At 58.2% G+C, this 13540-nt stretch carries 12 protein-coding genes; all 12 read right to left on the reverse strand.

The annotated features are described in order from the left end of the window. A complete protein-coding gene (gene spoIIP, locus MOST_RS07925; RefSeq protein ID WP_054936843.1) occupies positions 1–1281 on the reverse strand; it encodes a stage II sporulation protein P in 1281 nt (426 codons plus the stop codon). Further along, the gene (locus tag MOST_RS07930) at positions 1274–2020 is read right to left on the reverse strand and encodes a DUF1614 domain-containing protein (RefSeq protein WP_054936844.1); all 747 of its coding nucleotides are present in this window, start codon (positions 2018–2020) and stop codon (positions 1274–1276) included. The genes spoIIP and MOST_RS07930 overlap by 8 nt, the downstream gene beginning before the upstream one ends. A gap of 173 nt (positions 2021–2193) precedes the next feature. Next, complete coding sequence (gene fni, locus MOST_RS07935) at positions 2194–3231, reverse strand: type 2 isopentenyl-diphosphate Delta-isomerase (RefSeq protein WP_054936845.1); 1038 nt, start codon at positions 3229–3231, stop codon at positions 2194–2196. An 18-nt stretch (positions 3232–3249) separates the two neighbouring features. After that, the gene (locus tag MOST_RS07940; RefSeq protein WP_054936846.1) at positions 3250–5451 is read right to left on the reverse strand and encodes a bifunctional 4-hydroxy-3-methylbut-2-enyl diphosphate reductase/30S ribosomal protein S1; all 2202 of its coding nucleotides are present in this window, start codon (positions 5449–5451) and stop codon (positions 3250–3252) included. 114 nt (positions 5452–5565) lie between these two features. Continuing rightward, positions 5566–6144: a lysophospholipid acyltransferase family protein gene (locus MOST_RS07945; RefSeq protein ID WP_054936847.1), complete on the reverse strand. Its 579-nt coding sequence runs from the start codon at positions 6142–6144 to the stop codon at positions 5566–5568. A 105-nt stretch (positions 6145–6249) separates the two neighbouring features. After that, complete coding sequence (gene cmk / locus MOST_RS07950) at positions 6250–6945, reverse strand: (d)CMP kinase (RefSeq protein WP_245909664.1); 696 nt, start codon at positions 6943–6945, stop codon at positions 6250–6252. 8 nt (positions 6946–6953) lie between these two features. Next, positions 6954–8264 carry a 3-phosphoshikimate 1-carboxyvinyltransferase gene (aroA, locus tag MOST_RS07955; RefSeq protein ID WP_054938454.1) on the reverse strand — a complete coding sequence of 437 codons (1311 nt, stop codon included), beginning with the start codon at positions 8262–8264 and terminating at the stop codon, positions 6954–6956. Positions 8265–8323: 59 nt separating this feature from the next. After that, positions 8324–9499: a prephenate dehydrogenase gene (locus tag MOST_RS07960; RefSeq protein ID WP_208974897.1), complete on the reverse strand. Its 1176-nt coding sequence runs from the start codon at positions 9497–9499 to the stop codon at positions 8324–8326. Then, a complete protein-coding gene (pheA, locus tag MOST_RS07965; RefSeq protein ID WP_054938453.1) occupies positions 9490–10350 on the reverse strand; it encodes a prephenate dehydratase in 861 nt (286 codons plus the stop codon). Before pheA ends, MOST_RS07960 begins: the two co-directional genes overlap by 10 nt. After that, positions 10347–11375, reverse strand: a complete 1029-nt coding sequence (gene aroF, locus MOST_RS07970) for a 3-deoxy-7-phosphoheptulonate synthase (protein ID WP_054938452.1) — start codon at positions 11373–11375, stop codon at positions 10347–10349. Before aroF ends, pheA begins: the two co-directional genes overlap by 4 nt. 182 nt (positions 11376–11557) lie before the next feature. Then, positions 11558–12340 (reverse strand): tryptophan synthase subunit alpha, encoded by a 783-nt coding sequence (gene trpA, locus MOST_RS07975; protein ID WP_054938451.1) that lies wholly within the window; start codon positions 12338–12340, stop codon positions 11558–11560. Then, positions 12330–13535, reverse strand: a complete 1206-nt coding sequence (trpB, locus tag MOST_RS07980) for a tryptophan synthase subunit beta (RefSeq protein ID WP_054938450.1) — start codon at positions 13533–13535, stop codon at positions 12330–12332. Before trpB ends, trpA begins: the two co-directional genes overlap by 11 nt. Between the last annotated feature and the right edge of the window lie 5 nt (positions 13536–13540).

The raw sequence follows: 13540 nt of genomic DNA on the forward strand, positions 1-13540 counted from the left end.
TTAGTCCTTTTGCCAGTCGGCCCGTTCATCGTTGGGCGTTGACTCCAAAGCAGGTTTCTTGTCCAGCTTCACCATTTCCTTCTGGTTGCCGGGTCTCTGTCCTGCTTCCCTGGTCAACAAAGGCCTCCTTGACCGCCGCCAGCCCAGTAAATTGACCCACTCTATCGAAGTAAACTGCTTAAGTCGGGCCACGGCCTTTTCCCAACTTCCGGTAGAAATAATTAGGAAAGCGCCGCCGCCAAGGGCGAAAGCCAGGATAACAAAGAGGACTCCCTTCCAGTCGGCAGTAGTGCTGGGAGTCCGGGCGGCCGTGGGCCGGGCCGCCACCCCCAGGACAGGAGGCACGACGTCGGCAAAGAGAGTTGCCCCTCGTTCGGCTTCAGCCAGGGTGTTGGTATGGGTACCGACTTCCAGGAGCATGGCCCGGGGTGAAAGGTCCTGGTTATAGCTGCCGGCACCGATGAAAATCCCCCTGATCAATCCCGGGTACCTGGCATCTGCTGCAGCCTTAAGCCGCTTGGCAAAATCCAGGTTGGCACTCATATTCTGATTCTCCCGGCCGACGACCAGACGGATCATACTTACATCCTGGCCATTAATGGTGCGGCGGTAAAAGGTGGGGTCAGGTACGCCGTCCCGGTGCAGGTCAAAGATGGCTGCCGCTCCCTTTTGCAGTAAACCCATGGCTGTACGGCGGGAGCGCCGGTAGGACGCGTCATCATGGGGAGCATGGGAAGTCTGGTCTTCTATTACAGTTAAGCCCAGGCTGCGCAGGCGGTTGGCAAAGACCGTACCAACCTGCAGGATACCGCCGCGGCCGGGTATACTCTCTGTACCCTGGCTGGGTACATAGGATTCATCATCATGGGAATGGTAAACGCCGATTACCTGGCTGCCTCCGGCCTGAACCGGGACAGTTGCCCCGGCCGGAACAGCAACCTCTCCTCCCGCCTGGGAAAGTTGCTCTATACCTATTTCCCGGCAGATAGCCTTGTTGCCTTCAACGCGAATTACCTTATAACGACGATTGTCGGCGGCAATAAACTCATCGTTAATGTAAACCCGGCGGGCCATCATATCCAGGACCCGGCCCTGTTCGTCAACTAAAATGGAATACTGGCCTTCGGTATGAGTTTTGCTTATTAAGTTGGCCAGGCTAAACACCCTGGTGACAGCTCCCCGCCGGTTTTCCTGGAAGGTAAGGGCACCCACCAGGGCTAAGGCAAAGACCAGAAGGATTAATCCACCCCGTAAACTATGGGACCGGCTTAATTTATTCACCCTGTTCACCACCGTTATCCTTTGTATCATGTTTGTTAGCTGTTAAAGGTTTTAATGATGGTCCCTGTAAGCTGGACAGTAAGGAACGGGAATGGCCGGTCGTTTCCGGGCCACCCTGGACCCTTTCCCGCACTTCACCGATTAACTCGGCCAGGAGCACGGCCACAACGGCGGCCATAAAGGTAACATCGATAATGCCAGCCCCACCGAAGGCTACCGTTCCCCTTAACCCCCGGCTCAGGTAGAAAAAGAGGTCGACGACATCCAGCAGCAGCACTCCCAGAATGGCACCAACAAAGGCTGCCCGGCGGGAGCGGCCCACCAGGTAGGCGACTACACCGGCGATGAGGGGATAATAGTAAAGGGGGTCCAGGAGGCTAAGGCCGTAAACATTCCAGGCTTCCCGGCCCCGGGTAACTAGGCTGATGCCAAAAAGTACGGCAGCGGTAATTACTGCCCCCAGCAAAGCTCGCCCTACTTCCCGTGCGGTTCCGGCCCGGTACAAGACGTAGATGGCCAGGCCAAAGGGTATCAGGCCACCCCCGACATTAACAGAAGTAACTACTCGCCCGCTAGATATAGGGATATTGATAAAGCTCCCGACAATCATAGCGACAATGAGGGCCAGAGCAGCCCGGTCGCTTAAATAAAGGCGGTCCAGGACCCTGTGGGCCAAGCCAAAATAGACCAGGCCAAAGACAATGACTAAAAGTAAAACACCAATGGTATATCCCGTCATGATTAATCACCTTCCAGGGTTAGATTTCCCCGTCAGGTAAGAAATATACCGCGACCGGCCGGGAGATAAAAAATCCACCGTCAATAATGGACGGTGGATCTGGTGTTGAATAGGCCCCGCACTGCTCAGAAGGACCACAGAGTGTTTGGTACCCACGAGATAATGCCTGCTCCCTACCGGCGCTGGATACCTTCCAGCCAGGCTTTTGTCCGCCCGGTAATGACCAGTGGTTTAGATGCCAGTTCCGCCGGGGTGGCGCAACCAGTTAAAAGGCAAATGCGTTTTAAATCTTCCTGCCAGCTGAAAATCTCCTGCGCCAGGGCCTCTTCACCCCGCTCCAGGAGAATTTTTAAGAAATGGCCGGCTGCACCAACAATTTTCGCACCCAGGGCCAGGGCCCGGGCGGCATCCAGGGCACTGCGGATACCGCCGGTGGCTACAATCTCCACCGGCAGGCCCAGTTCCTTAACTTCCAGGATACTTACCGCCGTGGGCAGGCCCCACTGGGCCAGGGCCGCAATCTGGCGGTCCCGGCGCTTATTTTCAATAGCGGCAAAATCAGTCCCGCCGCGGCCGCCGACATCCAGGATACGGACACCAGCATGATATAGCTGTAATGCTGCTTCCCGGGACAGGCCAAAGCCCACTTCTTTAGCAATAACGGGTACGTCCAGGGAGTTTACCATGGCCTGGATATTCTCCAGCCAGCCCCGGAAGGAACGGTCGCCCTCCGGCATGACCAGTTCCTGGGCAGCATTGAGGTGTACCTGTAAACCGTCGGCAGCGATCATGGCTACCGCTTCCCGGGCAGCGTCTGGGGAATTACCGGCCCCCAGATTGGCCAGGATTAAGCCTTCCGGATTTTCCCGGCGGGTAATGGCGAAACTTTCTACCCAGGCTTTATTTTCTATGGCTGCCTTCTGGGAGCCTACGGCCAGGGCGATGCCAGTTCGCCGGGCCACCCTGGCCAGGGCGGCATTGATGGTCTTTGTTTCGGGAGGGCCGCCCGTAAGGGCATTAATAATAAAAGGGGCGGCCAGGGTTTTCCCCAGCCACCGGCAGCTAAGATCAATATCCATCCAGTCGAGTTCCGGCAGGGCCTGGTGGATTAAATGGACATCCTCCAGGCCGCTGGTGCCGCTACAGTCTTGCTGGAATAAACGCAGGTGCTCCAGCTTGCGCTGGCCCCTCCCCGCGATAGTCTCTGGCATCCCCTTACGCCTCGCGTTTCATTTTGCCTCTTCAAAAAGCTCCCCAAACAGGTCACCCAGTTTAACACCGCTGTCATCATGGCTTTCCTGGAGTTTTTCCACCTGCCTGGGCTGCTTTTTGGCCTTGTCCCGGAGAGCCTGGCGGAGACTCAGGCTCATGCGATGGGCTTCCTTGTCTACCCCCAGGACTTTAACCGGGATGACCTCTCCTGCGTTCACCACATCCTCAGGTTTTTCCACGTGACGGTCGGCCAGCTGGGAGATATGCACCAGGCCCTCAATACCCGGTTCGACTTCCACAAAGGCGCCAAAGGGGGCCAGGCGCAAAACTTTACCTTCTACAACCGTCCCCACCGGATAACGCTCGGCAGCCGTATCCCACGGATTGGGCAGGAGTTGTTTGCGACCTAGGGAAACTTTGCCTTCTTCCCTATCGATACCCAGGATTTTTACTTCGATTTCCTGGCCTTCCGCCAGGGCATCCCGGGGATGTTCCACCCGGCCCCAGGAAATTTCTGAGACATGGAGGAGGCCATCAACACCGCCCAGGTCGACAAAGGCGCCAAAGTTGGTCAGCCGCCGGACTACGCCTTTACGGACCTGGCCTATCTCCAGGCTGTCCCAGGTAGCCTGGCGTTGTTTTTCATACTCTTCTTCCAGGATGGCCTTCTGGGAAAGGACAACTTTATTCTTGCTGCGGTCCAGTTCGATAACCCGCAGGCGTAAAGTTTTACCCAGGTAGGCGTTTAAATCTTCAACGTAACCCCTTTCTATGAGGGAAGCGGGGATGAAGCCCCTGACGCCTACATCGACCAGTAAGCCGCCTTTAACTACTTCGATAACTTCGCCCTGGAGTTCAGCGCCGCTGGCCAGGTATTCCTCCAGCTTCTCCCAGGCAGCCCGGCGGTCGGCGCGGCGCTTGGATAAAACGGGATGGCCTTCCTCGTTTTCGGGCTTTAAAACCATGACATTGATGGTATCGCCTACGGCTACTACTTCACGGGGGTCGCTTATATTACGGTGCGAGAGTTCATTTAAAGGAATAATCCCCTCGCACTTACCCCCTACATCCACCAGGACCTCATTATCGTTGACCTGGACTACTGTACCTGTGACAATACTGCCCCGACGCAGTTCAGGCATTTTTGCTTCCATTTGTTGCATTTCATTTTTCTGTTCTTCTTGCTGTTCTCCGGGAGCAGCAGGTTCCTCAATTGCCGGTTCTGCCGGGCCGGCTACGGCTCCTGCTGCTACCGCGGTGTCCTCTGCCTCTGCAGTTGGAACGTCAGGACTGGCTTCCGGTTCCACCTCAATCTCGTTATTTTCCCCGGCCGGCGCAAAGTCGGCCCCTTCCGGTGCCTTTACCGGTTCCTTTTCGTCTTCTGGAAACATTACCTTTTCCTCTTCAGCCAGCATTACTACTACCTCCTCAATAATCCACGCTGGGGTCGAAGCGCCACCTGTGACCCCGACCCTCCGGGCATTTATAAACCACTGGCGACACAACTCCCCGGCCCTTTCCACGTGGTAGGTCGGCGTCCCCGTAGCCCGGCAGAGTTCTGCCAGGTGGCGGGTATTGGCGCTCTCCTTACCGCCGACTACCACCATTACGTCTACCTGGCGCGCAAGGTTAACTGCTGCTTCCTGGCGCTGGCGGGTAGCCTGGCAAACGGTATTGTGTACTACCAGAGTATCCGTATTGGAACGTAAAGCAGCGGCAACTTCCTTCAGCTTCTCCTCCGGCTGGGTGGTCTGGGCTAAAACCGCCCGCCGGGGGTGAAATGGCAGGTTTGCTGCTGCTTCTTTATGGGGAACTACTACTGCCCCTGGACCGGCCCAGCCGAGCAACCCTTTAACCTCGGGGTGTCCAGGATCACCTACAATTATTACCTGGTAACCTTCACCAGCCAGTTTCCTGGCCAAGCGCTGGGCCCGGGCTACGTAGGGGCAGGTAGCGTCGATAATCTCCAGGCCCTTTTCCCGGGCCGCGGCTAAAATTTCTGGCGTCACGCCGTGGGAACGAATTAATACCCGGCCGCTATCTACTTCTTCCAGGGAATTTACTGGGTGGACACCTTCCCTGGCCAGCTGTTCCACTACCTGCCGGTTATGGATTAGGGCCCCCAGGGAGGCGACTGGTTTGGGAGCCTCCCTGGCTTGTTTTACGGCCCGCGTGACGCCAAAACAAAAACCTGCATAATCAGCTACAATCACATCCACTAAAGCTCTTCTCCTGGATCAGGGCTAAAATTTAGTTTGCTAATTCCAGCCAAACATTATTTACATTTCGCGAAAAAGGCGCAAAATCCTGCCTGCCATTAAAAAAAGCTGGCCTTAAGCCAGCATTTTGGCTACTGCCTGGTAAGCGGCAACCGTCAGGTCCTGGACCTGCTGGGGTGTACTTGGACCTGCAGTCTCAAATTTTAAAGGCTGGCCGATGATCACTTTAATCCTGCCGCCACGAAAGACTCTATTGGTATTTTTTACGGCCACCGGCAGTAAGGGGGCACCGGTTTTCAAGGCCAGCAGGGCGGCGCCATGCTGGAAAGGGAGCAGCCGGCCGTCCTTGCTGCGGGTGCCTTCGGGAAACATGCCGAGGACCTGGCCGTCATGGAGGACCTCCAGGGCTGCTTTTAAAGCCGCCCGGTCGGAACGCCCCCGGCGGACGGGGAAGGCGTGCAGCCCCGTGATAATCCAGTTAACTATGGGAATATGGAAAAGTTCTTCCTTGGCCATAAAGCGCACCGTCCGGGGGGCAGCCACGCCGACTGCCACCGGGTCCAGGTAGGAAATATGATTAGCAATGACAATAACCGGTCCCTCAAGGGGGAAGTTTTCCCGTCCCTGAACTTCCCAGCGGCAGAAGAAGCGCAAGAAGAGATAACAGACAAATTTAGCGAACTGGTAAAACACTTGGAGGACTCCCCTGAAAATGTAACTTTGTTGCTTCGCCTGGGCCGCTTAAACCGCTCCGTAGAAACTCGCTCGTCCAAACAAAAGCCAGCCTTATTCCTTTTTTCATGGTTTGCTTGCGGGGGCATTAACCCCATGAGGGACCTGGATTAGATCCAGCATTTTAGCCACTACTTCTGTAACTTTCATATTAGTGGTATCAATGATCACGGCGTCGGGCGCTGGCTGCAAGGGGTCAACTTCACGCTGGCTATCCTGGGCATCCCGCCGGCGGATTTCTTCCTTTATGGTTTCCAGGTCTACCGGCCGGCCAGAAGCTATGAGTTCCTGGTAACGCCGCCGCGCCCTCTCTTCCAGGGAAGCCGTCAGGAAAAACTTGTAAGGCGCTTCCGGCAAAACATTGGTCCCGATATCGCGGCCGTCCATGACCACCCGGTTGGAGGTGGCCATCTGCCGCTGTAGCTCCACCAGCCGCCGCCGCACCCCTGGGACCCGGGCGACGGTAGACACATGGTGGGAAACAGTTTCCTGCCGGATGGCCGCGGTAATTTCCTCGCTATCGCAGTAAACCTTCACTGTGCCAGCAGCCGTATTTTCCAGCCTGATAGTAGTTGCCTCTGCCAGGGCAACCAGTTGCCGGTCGTCGGCCAGGTCTATCCCCTGGTGCAGGGCCTTCCAGGTCAGGGCCCGGTACATGGCCCCGGTGTCGATGTATAGATAACCCAGTTTTTGCGCCAGGAGCCTGGCTACTGTGCTTTTACCGGCCCCGGCCGGGCCGTCGATGGCTACGTTACCGTGCAATTTATTCCTCACTCTTCTTCCCTGACTTCTACCCCCAGCCGGGCCAGGTCGGCGACAAAATGGGGGTAAGAAATGGCCATACATTCAGCGCCCTTGATTACCGTTGGCCCTTCGGCCACCAGGGCGGCTACTGCCAGGGCCATTCCCAGGCGGTGATCGCCGTGACTGTCCACCACCGTTCCCTGGAGGCGGCCCCCTTTAACCCCTTTAATCAGGAAACCATCGGGCCGTGCCTGGATATTGGCGCCCATCCTGTCCAGCTCGCGGGCCACCATAGTGATGCGGTCGCTCTCCTTCACCTTCAGTTCTGCTGCGTCGCGGATTACCGTTTCCCCTTCGGCCAGGGCGGCCGCCACTGCCAGGACTGGTATTTCATCAATGAGGCGGGGAATGAGTTCGCCGCCCATCTCCACACCCCGGAGGCCGCTGGAGGTTGCCTGGATATCACCGACCGGCTCGCCGCCGCTCTCGCCCCGGGGCATTACCGATATTTGCGCCCCCATGGACAGCAGTACATCCAGGATGCCGGTGCGGGTGGGGTTTAAATTTACATTTTCCAGGGTGATACTGGCCCGGGGATGGATACACCCGGCTACCAGGAAAAAAGCCGCTGCCGAAATATCCCCTGGAACGCTGATGGTTAATGGCTTAAGGGGCTTCTGGCCTGCGATCCTGACAGCCAGCCCTTCGACCTTGATAGCAGCCCCGGCTGCTTTGAGCAGGCGCTCACTGTGATCCCGTGAGCGGCAGGGTTCAATAATAACCGTCTCCCCGGGGGCAAAAAGGCCGGCCAGGAGCAGGGCCGATTTTACCTGGGCACTGGCCACCGGCAGGGTATAGGTAAGGGGTTGCAGGTTACCACCCTGGATACTTAAGGGGGCCAGTTCCCCGCCCTGGCGTCCCCAGATCCTGGCCCCCATGGCCGCAAGGGGCCGGGTCACCCGGCCCATGGGCCGCCGGCGCAGGGAGGCGTCGCCAGTAATCACGCTATAAAAGGGCTGCCCGGCCAGCACCCCCAGGAGGAGGCGCATGGTGGTACCCGAATTGCCGGCATCGAGGATCGCTTCCGGCTCTTGCAAGGAAGCCATCCCATCACCCCGGACAACTACCCGGCCTTCGTGGGGGCCATCGATATCTACTCCCAGGGCCCTGAGACATTTTAAAGTGCTGAGGCAGTCGGCTCCCTCCAGGAAACCCTCGATAATTGTTGTCCCTGCGGCCAGGGCCCCGATGATGGCCGCCCGGTGGGAAATGGATTTATCCCCCGGCGGTCTTAAACTTCCCGCCAGGGATGGCGGCGGCTTGATAATAAGCTGCATTCTTTTCCTCCTGATTCCCCTTCCAAACTACCAGGAATATCTACCGGTGTCAAGCCGTTTTACAACACCCGGGCATTAATCCCTTTGCTTTGTAATATTTCCAGGGCTTTTGAGGCAGCGGCGGCTGTGGTAAAGCCCAGGCGGATGCTGCCTCCTTCCCCCTCCCGCACCCGGAGGATTTCGATGTCAATAATATTAATACCGGCATTGCCCAGGACCGAAGCCATACCGCCAATAACCCCCGGCTGGTCGGGGACGGTAACCACCAGTTCATGGAGGGCGGGCAGCAGGCCTTTTTGCCGCACCGGCACCTGGGCCCTTAAAGAGCGGGCCTGTTGTAATGCAGCCTCCAGGTCCTCGCCATCACCACGGACAATCATCCCCTCCAGGGCTTCCACCTGGCGGCGCCAGCATTTTAACAAAGTAAGAATAGCCTGGCGGTTGTGGAGAAAAATATCCCGCCACATGACCGGGTCCCCCGCAGCGATGCGGGTTGTATCCCGGAACCCCCCGGCAGCCAACATCAGGGCCAGGGGATGCTCCCGGGAAAGAATGCCAGCAGTTTGCATCAGGCTGACGGCTAAGAGATGGGGTAAATGGCTGATCCCGGCCACCACCAGGTCGTGCTCCTCCGGATCCAGGGTCATAACCCTTGAGCCCATCACCTGAAACAACTCTTCCAGGCGTTGCAAGGCCCCGGCATCGGTGGCCGGGGTCGGCGTTAATACATAGACGGCATTTTCCAGGAGATAGCGGTCGGCGGCCTTGATGCCGGCCCGCTCGGATCCGGCCATGGGATGGCCGCCGACATAAAAGGCCCGGGGCTGAAGAATACTTTCCAGTTCCCGGACAACGGCTCCTTTGACGCTGCCGGTGTCGGTAACAATGGTCCCAGGCGCCAAGGCCGGGGCGATGGCCCCGGCCACCTGGCTTAAGGCCCCTACCGGTACGGCCAGAATTACTACCTCAGCCCCAGCGACGGCTTCCTCCGGGCAGGTAGCCTGGTGGTTGATGGCACCAAGTTGCATGGCTGCCTGGATGGCCTCAACCTCGCGGTCATATCCCGCCACTTCCCGGGCCAGGCCTCCCTGCAGCAGGGCCAGGCCCAGGGAACCCCCCATGAGGCCCAGGCCGATAATGGCCACTCTTTCAACCAGAGGACCGGCTCGTTTGTTACTATTTATTTCCTTTGCTGGCGGTGGGGCAACCGGAACCGGACCCGGAACTAGCTGCAACTGGTTTCCCCCCTGTCCTGGGAGTAAGATCCCAGGATTTTTAATAAACCCGTCCTGGATTTCAGGCCTGCCAGCACTTCTTTTAATGGTGGTGCCGTGGCTTTGCCCTCGCAGTCAATAAAGAAAAGGTATTCCCCCAGTTCCTTTTTGGTCGGACGGGATTCAATACGCGTCAAATTAATGCCGGCTTCAGCAAAATCCTTTAAAATAGCATAAAGACTTCCCGGGCGGTTGGCCAGGGCAGTCACCACCAGGGAGGTCTTGTAAGGACCGGGGAGGGACGGTGCCTCCCGGCCCAGGACCCAGAAGCGCGTCTTATTTTCCTGGTAATCCTGGATGTTTGTTGCCAGTACCGGTAGCTGGTAAAGCCTGGCGGCAAAGGCCGAAGCGATGGCCGCCAGTTCCGGCCTCTGGCGGGCCTCCCTGGCAGCCTCAGCCGTACTGGTAACCGCCTTAAGTTTTGCTTCACGGAGGTTAGTGGCCAGGTAATGGCGGCACTGGGCCAGGGCCTGGGGGTGGGACCAGACTTCCCGGATTGCTTTCATATCCTCTGCCTGGCCCAAAAGGCAGTGGCAGACCGGCAATACTACTTCGCCGATTACCTGTAGCCCTTCTTCCTCCAGGACCAGGTCCAGGGTAAGGTTCACCGCTCCTTCGATGGAGTTTTCTACCGGTAAAATGCCTGCTCCTGCCTGGTGGTTTTGGACTGCGGCCATGACTTCCGGGAGGCTCAGGCAGGCCAGGAAAGTATCCGCCCCTGCCTGCCAGTTGCGATCTACCCGCCGTGCCCAGGCAACTGCAGCCTCATGGGAAAAAGTCCCGGGGGGCCCCAGGTAAGCTATTGCCTTCATGATACCAGATGCCCCAGTTCCCGCTCGCCGGCAGCGATAATGGGCCGGATTTCCTGTACCAGGCGGGCAAATTGCTCCGGTGTCAGGGACTGGGGGCCATCGGAGAGGGCTTCCTGGGGGTTGGGGTGAACCTCGATCATTAAGCCGTCAGCGCCAGCAGCCAGGGCGGCCCTGGCCATGGGAGCGACCATAAACTTGCGCCCGGTCCCGTGGCTGGGATCGACAATGACCGGTAGGTGGGATAAATGCTTTACTGCCGGTACGGCACTCAGATCCAGGGTATTACGGGTGTACGTCTCAAAAGTACGGATGCCCCGTTCGCATAAGATAACCTGGCTATTACCTTCAGTGAGGATGTATTCGGCGGCCAAGAGCCATTCCTCAATGGTCGCCGACAGGCCGCGCTTCAATAGCACCGGCTTTTGGGTGCGGCCCACGGCCTGGAGCAGGGCAAAGTTTTGCATGTTTCGGGAACCTATTTGCAGTACATCGGCAACCTGCGCGACTGCGGTGACCAGGGCCGGGTCCATGATCTCCGTCACCACGGGCAAACCGGTAAGTTCCCGGGCTTCGGCCAGGAATTCCAGGCCTTTGGCGGCCAGGCCCTGGAAGGAGTAAGGTGAGCTGCGGGGTTTATAGGCGCCCCCCCGCAGCATGGTCGCCCCGGCCTCGCGTACGGCCATGGCGGTTTCCAGGAGCTGCTCCCGGCTCTCCACCGCGCAGGGCCCGGCGATTATGTGCACCTGGCGGCCGCCGACGGTCAAATCCCCTACAGGTACCACGGTGTCCTCGGGGTGAAAGTCCCGGCCGGCCAGCTTGTAGGGCTGTAAAATGGGCACCACCTTTTCCACCCCGGGCAGGGCGGCCAGGGTTTCAGACTTCAGACGTGTCTTATCACCAATAGCACCGATTATTGTCCGTTCTACTCCCCGGGAAAGGTGCACCTTAAAACCCTCCCGTTCCAGGCGCGCTATCACCGCCTGCTGTTCCTCTAAAGTTGCTCCAGGCTCCATGATAATGATCATTTGTAACCCTCCTGTAAAAGCAAAACGTCACCCACGCCAGGAGTGACGTTTTTTCAAGTGCCATCTCTCCTGCCGTACTGCCATCCTGCCATTTTAAGTAACCCTGCAGTGTTACCCTACCATACTACAATTTAGACTATAGCACAGTGCCCCCCTCCTGGCAAGGGGCCTTTTTATCATTTTTATATAGCTTGGCGTAAGCTTTGGACAACTTCCACGGCTGCCGACAGGCCTCCTTCATGGAGGGCCTGGACGACAGCGCTGCCGACGATGATGCCGTCGCAAAGGGGAGCCAGGAGCCTGGCTTGCTCAGGATGGCTGATTCCGAATCCTACCCCCAGGGGGAGGTCCGTTGTCTCCCGCACCCTGGCGAGATACGCCGCAATCCCGGGGGGCAGGCTTTCCCTGGCCCCGGTTACCCCGGTCAGGGAAACGCAGTAGATAAAGCCCTGCGCTGCCGCGGCAATTTGCTGCAGGCGTTCTGCCGGCGTAGTCGGCGCCACCAGGGGAATGGCCGCTAGTTTTACCGCTTCTAATTTTTCCCGTAAAGGGGCGCTTTCTTCCAGGGGCAGGTCGGGAACGATCAGGCCGTCTACCCCGGCAGCGGCCAGGTCGGCAGCCAGCGCTGCCAGGCCGTACTGGAGGAGGGGGTTGTAGTAGCTCATGAGGACCAGGGGCAGGCTCACCCGGGAACGCAAATCCTTGACCAGGTCCAGGATCTTCCTTAAATTCGTCCCGCCGGCCAGGGCGCGGGTGCTGGCGGCCTGGATGACCGGGCCATCGGCCACGGGATCGGAGAAGGGTACCCCCAGCTCAATGATATCAACCCCGGTTGCCGCCAGTTCCTCAACGGCCGCCGCCGTCACCTCCAGGGAAGGATCCCCGGCACAGAGGTAGACGATTAAGGCCTTGCGTCCTTCCTTTTCCCGGGCGGCAAAGGTCGCGCCGATCCTTTCAACACCCATGGTTTTTTCCTCCCTCCTGGAGCACAGCCTCCACCTGCTGGACGTCCTTATCGCCGCGGCCGGAAAGATTAACGACGATAATTTCTTTCTGTGATAACCCGGGGGCCACTTTCATGGCCAGGGCCACGGCATGGGCGCTTTCCAGGGCCGGGATGATGCCTTCCGAACGGCTCAGCAGTTGAAAAGCCTCCAGGGCCTCGGCATCGGTAATGGCCATATAGGTGGCCCGGCCGCTGTCTTTAAGGTAGCTATGCTCCGGTCCTACGCCGGGATAATCGAGGCCGGCTGAAAGCGAGTATACCGGCTTGATCTGGCCGTTTTCGTCCTGGATGATATAGCTGTAAGCTCCCTGGAAGACGCCTGGCTTACCGGCAGTTAACGAGGCTGCATGCCGGCCGGTATTTAACCCACGGCCAGCCGCCTCGGCGCCCCACAGCTTGACACCGGTGTCCTGGATAAAGGGATAAAAGAGGCCCATGGCGTTGCTGCCCCCCCCTACACAGGCAATGAGGTGGTCTGGCAGGCGGCCTGAAGCCTCCAGGACCTGCTGCCGCGTTTCTTCACCGATGACGGCCTGGAAGTCCCGGACCATCATGGGGTAGGGGTGGGGACCAACAACTGAACCGATTAGATAATAGGTGGTCCTGACATTGGTAACCCAGTCCCGCAGGGCTTCATTAACTGCATCCTTTAAAGTTCGGCTACCGGCTGCCACGGGGATTACCCTGGCCCCCAGGAGTTCCATGCGGAAGACATTCAAGGCCTGGCGGCAGGTATCTTCTTCCCCCATGTAAATTTCGCATTCCATTCCCAGGAGGGCGGCCACGGTGGCTGTGGCCACCCCGTGCTGGCCGGCACCGGTTTCGGCAATAAGGCGTTTTTTGCCCATGCGCCGGGCGAGCAAAGCCTGGCCCAGGGCGTTATTCAGCTTGTGGGAACCGGTATGGTTAAGATCCTCGCGCTTCAGGTAAATCCGGGCCCCGCCCAGGTGCCTGGTGAGATTGGCTGCGAAATATAGAGGTGTCGGCCGGCCGGCGTACTGCTCAAGGTAATATTTTAATTCCCTTTGAAAGGAGGGATCCTCCCTGGCCTCCCGGTATGCCTTTTCGATTTCGCTCAGGGCCGGCATGAGGGTTTCGGGTACGAAGCGCCCGCCGTAGGGACCAAAATGCCCCCGGCTGTCTGGTAATGCCATATTGC

The sequence above is a fragment of the Neomoorella stamsii genome, from assembly GCF_002995805.1.
GTDB lineage: Bacteria > Bacillota > DSM-521 > Neomoorellales > Neomoorellaceae > Neomoorella > Neomoorella stamsii.

Coding starts and splice junctions, on each gene's coding strand:
- MOST_RS07930 (WP_054936844.1), bottom strand. CDS start 2,020: ATGACGGGATATACCATTGGTGTTTTACTTTTAGTCATTGTCTTTGGC.
- fni (WP_054936845.1), bottom strand. CDS start 3,231: ATGCCAGAGACTATCGCGGGGAGGGGCCAGCGCAAGCTGGAGCACCTG.
- aroA (WP_054938454.1), bottom strand. CDS start 8,264: ATGCAGCTTATTATCAAGCCGCCGCCATCCCTGGCGGGAAGTTTAAGA.
- pheA (WP_054938453.1), bottom strand. CDS start 10,350: ATGAAGGCAATAGCTTACCTGGGGCCCCCCGGGACTTTTTCCCATGAG.
- aroF (WP_054938452.1), bottom strand. CDS start 11,375: ATGATCATTATCATGGAGCCTGGAGCAACTTTAGAGGAACAGCAGGCG.
- trpA (WP_054938451.1), bottom strand. CDS start 12,340: ATGGGTGTTGAAAGGATCGGCGCGACCTTTGCCGCCCGGGAAAAGGAA.
- trpB (WP_054938450.1), bottom strand. CDS start 13,535: ATGGCATTACCAGACAGCCGGGGGCATTTTGGTCCCTACGGCGGGCGC.